This window comes from Paucibacter sp. XJ19-41 (assembly GCF_028462495.1).
Classification (GTDB): domain Bacteria; phylum Pseudomonadota; class Gammaproteobacteria; order Burkholderiales; family Burkholderiaceae_C; genus Roseateles_E.
Genome location: NZ_JAQOWX010000213.1, coordinates 1 through 4055, shown reverse-complemented (window position 1 = coordinate 4055; position 4055 = coordinate 1). Strand labels below are relative to the sequence as shown.

Here is a 4055-nt window from a genome sequence, read left to right as displayed (position 1 = left end):
GCCGGGGCGGGCGCCGGGGCGGGAGCAGGTGCCGGCGCCGGTGCGGGTGCCGGCGCAGGTGCCGTATCGTCGCTGCCGCCACAGGCGGCCAGCAGGGCTGCCAGGCCAAGGGCCGCACTCGTCTTCTTGCTGATCATCACGATGCCTTTTCATTGTTGAAAGGCCGTCATGCTGGTCAGGCGAGATGGCGCCGCCATGACAGCGGCCCGTGCGGAGAACGCCTGGCGCTCAGTTGTGCGATCAGCGTGCGGGCAAGGCCTCCCCGTCGGCCTTCACCCGCCGCCGCGGCCGCAGCCGCTGCACCGCATCGTCCACATAGGTGAAGACGATGGGAATCACCAGCAGGCTCAGAAAGGTCGAGGTGATCAGCCCGCCGATCACGACGATGGCCATCGGCGCGCGGAAGCTCGGGTCCACCCCCCAGCCCAGCGCGATCGGCAGCATGCCGGCCCCCATCGCGATGGTCGTCATCACGATGGGCCGGGCGCGCTTGCGGCAGGCATCGAGAATCGCCTCGAAGCGCGGCAGGCCATGGTCGCGGCGCGCGATGATGACGTAGTCGACCAGCAGGATGGAGTTCTTCGTCGCGATGCCCATCAGCATGATCAGGCCGATCATCGAGGGCATGGACAGCGCGGTCTGGCTCAGATAGAGCGCCAGGAAGGCGCCGGGAATCGACAGCACCAGCGCGGCCAGGATGGTCAGCGGCTGCACAAAGTCCTTGAACAGCAGCACCAGCACGATATAGATGCATAGCACGCCGGTCAGCATTGCCAGACCGAAGCTGTCGAACAGCTCGGCCATCGCCTCGGCGTCTCCCACCGTGGTCTGGATCACGCCCGGCGGCAGGCTTTGCAGGCTGGGCAGGGCCAGGGCCTGGCGCTCGACATCGCCCAGCGCCTGGCCGTTCAGCTCGATCTCGATATTGATATTGCGCAGCCGGTCATAGCGGTCGATCTGCGAGGGCCCGCTGTCCAGCGCCAGGCTGGCGACATTGCCCAACGGCACCGGGCCATGGCTGCCCGGCACCGGCAGGCGGCTCAGATAGCCCAGGTCGGCGCGCGCATCGCTGCGCAGCCTGACCACCACCGGCACCTGGCGCTGCGCCAGGTTCAGCTTGGCCAGCTCCTGCTCGTAGTCGCCGGCCGTGGCCACCCGCAGCGTCTCTGCGATGGCCGCGGCGCTGACGCCCAGATCGGCGGCACGCGCAAAGTCGGGCCGCACGATCAGCTCGGGCCGGGTCAGGCTGGCGCTGGAGGTCACCGCACCGATGCCGGGAATGCCGCGCAGCTCGCGCTCGACGGTTTGCGCATGCTCGGCCAGCACGCGGCCATCTTCGCCGGCCAGCACCAGCACATACTTCTCGCTGGAGGCGCCGAAGCCGACCTTGACCCGGGCGCCCGGGATCAGCTCGACCGCCTCGCGCAGCTGGGCCTCGATGGCCTGCTTGCTGAGGCCGGGCCGCTCGTCGCGGTGGGTCAGGTTCAGGGTCAGCGTGGCCTTGCCGACGCTGGAGGCCGAGCCCATCGCGAAGGGATCGGCGCCGGCGCTGCCGCCGCCGATGGCGGTGTAGATCAGCTTGACATGGGGGTTGGCCTGCACGATCTGGCGCGCCCGCTCGGCCAGATCGGCGGTTTGCGCAAAGCTGCTGCCTGGCGGCAGGGTCAGTGTGACCTGGGTTTGGCTCAGGTCATCGGGCGGGATGAAGCCGGTCGGCAGCAGGCCGGCCAGGCCGAAGGAGCCGACCGTGAACACCAGCGTGGCCAGCAGCGTCTGGATGCGGTGTTGCAGGCACCAGCGCGCCCAGCCTGTGTAGCGCAGCAGCCAGCGCGGCTCGTGATGCTCGCCGGTGGGCGGCTTCAGGATGTAGGCCGCCATCATCGGCGTCAGCATGCGCGCCACCACCAGCGAGAAGAACACCGAGATCGCCGCCGTCCAGCCAAACTGCACGAAGAACTTGCCGGCGATGCCGCTCATGAAGGCGGTCGGCAGAAAGACCGCGATCAGCGTGAAGGTGGTCGCGATGACGGCCAGCCCGATCTCGTCGGCCGCCTCCATCGCCGCCTCAAAAGGCGTCTTGCCCATGCGCAGATGGCGCATGATGTTCTCGATCTCGACGATGGCGTCGTCGACCAGGATGCCCACCACCAGGGACAGCGACAGCAGGGTCACGGTGTTGACGGTGAAGCCCAGGAAATACATCGCCGCAAAGGTCGGCACCACCGACAGCGGCAGCGCCGTCGCGGCGACGATGGTGGCGCGCCAGTCGCGCAGAAAGAACCACACGACGACCACGGCCAGGAAGGCGCCCTCGTAGAGCAGCACCATCGAGCCGTCATAGTTCTCCTGCACCGGGTCGACGAAGTTGAAGGCCTCGACGATTTCGATCTCCGGGTGCTCGGCGCGCAGCGCCTGCAAGGCCGTCGCGACGCCGCGCGCCACCTCGACCTCGCCGGCGCCCCGCGTGCGCGTGATCTCGAAGCCCACCACCGGCTTGCCGTTCAGCAGGGCCGCCGAGCGCTGCTCGGCCACCGTGTCCTTGACGCTGGCCAGTTGGTCCAGGCGCAGGCGCCGGCCATCGGCCAGCGCGATGTCCATCGCCGCCAGCTCCTCGGCCGAGGCCACGGTGGCAATGGTGCGCACCGACTGCTCGGCGCCGCCGATATCGGAACGCCCGCCCGAGGCCTCCTGCTGGATCTGGCGCAGCTGGCGCGAGACATCGGCGGCCGTGGCGTTCAACGCCTGCAGCTTGGCCGGGTCGAGTTCGACCCTCACCTCGCGGCTGACACCGCCGACCCGGCCGACCGCGCCGACCCCGGGCACGGCCAGCATGGACTTGGCCACCTGGTTGTCGACAAACCACGACAGCGCCTCGTCGTCCATGCGGCTGGATGCCACCGTGTAGGTCAGGATGGGCGTGCCCGACAGCTCCAGCTTGGAGACCACTGGATCGCGCATCTCGCCGGGCAGATCGGAGCGCACCCGCGAGACCGCGTCGCGCACATCGTCCAGCGCCTCCTGCGTGGGCTTCTCCAGCCGGAACTCGGCCGTGATCGTCGCCATGCCGTCGCTCAGCGAGGTGTAGATGTGCTTGACGCCTTGCAGGGTCGCGATCTGGTTCTCGATCTTGCGCGCCACCTGCGATTCCAGCTGGGCCGGCGAGGCCCCGGGCAGCGCCGCGCTGACCGTCACGGTGGGCAGGTCGATATCGGGAAAGTTCTGGATCTTCATCCAGCGAAAACCTGCCAAGCCCAGCAGGGTCAGCATGATGAACAGGAGGATGGCCGGAATCGGATTGCGGATCGACCAGGACGAGACATTCATCATGACTTGCTCCCGTCCACCACCCGCACCAGATCGCCGTCGGCCAGGAAACCGACGCCGCTGGCGACCACGCGCTCACCGGCCTTCAGCCCGGCCAGCAGCTCGATCTTGTCGCCCAGGCGGCGCCCGATGCTGACCTTGCTCTGCTGCACCCGGCCATCGGCGCCAACCTTGAACACATAGGCAAAGCCGTCGCGCAGCTGCACCGCCGCCTGCGGCAGCGCCAGCGCCGGGCTGCGGCCCAGGAGGATGCGGCCGCGTACAAAGCTGCCGGCGCGCAAAGCGGCGTGCGGGCTCAGATCGATATAGGCGAGGCCGTTGCGGCTTTGCACATCGACGGTCGGGCCGACCAGGCGCAGCCGACCGCTGGCGCGCTGGCCATCGGGCAGCTCGATCTCGACCTGGGCGCCCGGCGCGAGCCGGGCCAGCTCGGCGCTGGGCAGCTCGGCGCGCCACTCAAGCCGGCTCTTGCGGATCAGGCGGAACAGTTCCTGGCCCGGCTGCGCCACCGCGCCGACGATGGCCGGCGCGGCCGCGATCAGGCCGTCATCGGGCGCGACGATGCGGGTCTGGGCCAGGCGCAGTTCCTCGCTGCGCACCTTGGCCTGGGCGGCCTCGAAGCGGGCCTTGGCCGCCTGTTCCTGCACCAGGTATTGCTGGGCCTGCTGAGCGCTCAGCGCGCCGCTGCCGCTGGTCTGCAGGCTGCGCACCCGCTCGGCATCGGCCTGGGC

2 protein-coding genes are annotated in these 4055 nt (G+C 69.3%); both read right to left on the bottom strand.

Going from position 1 to position 4055, the window contains the following annotated elements; translation table 11 throughout:
* Positions 1–240: 240 nt before the first annotated feature.
* Positions 241–3324, bottom strand: a complete 3084-nt coding sequence (locus PO768_RS28045; protein WP_272648677.1) for an efflux RND transporter permease subunit — start codon at positions 3322–3324, stop codon at positions 241–243.
* Positions 3324–4055, bottom strand: a 732-nt coding sequence (locus PO768_RS28040; protein WP_272648676.1) for an efflux RND transporter periplasmic adaptor subunit, incomplete at its 5' end; no start/stop codon positions are given. The genes PO768_RS28045 and PO768_RS28040, both read right to left, overlap by 1 nt.

Bases quoted from the DNA above. Each gene is read 5' to 3' on its own strand.
- PO768_RS28045 (WP_272648677.1), bottom strand. From the start codon at position 3,324: ATGAATGTCTCGTCCTGGTCGATCCGCAATCCGATTCCGGCCATCCTC.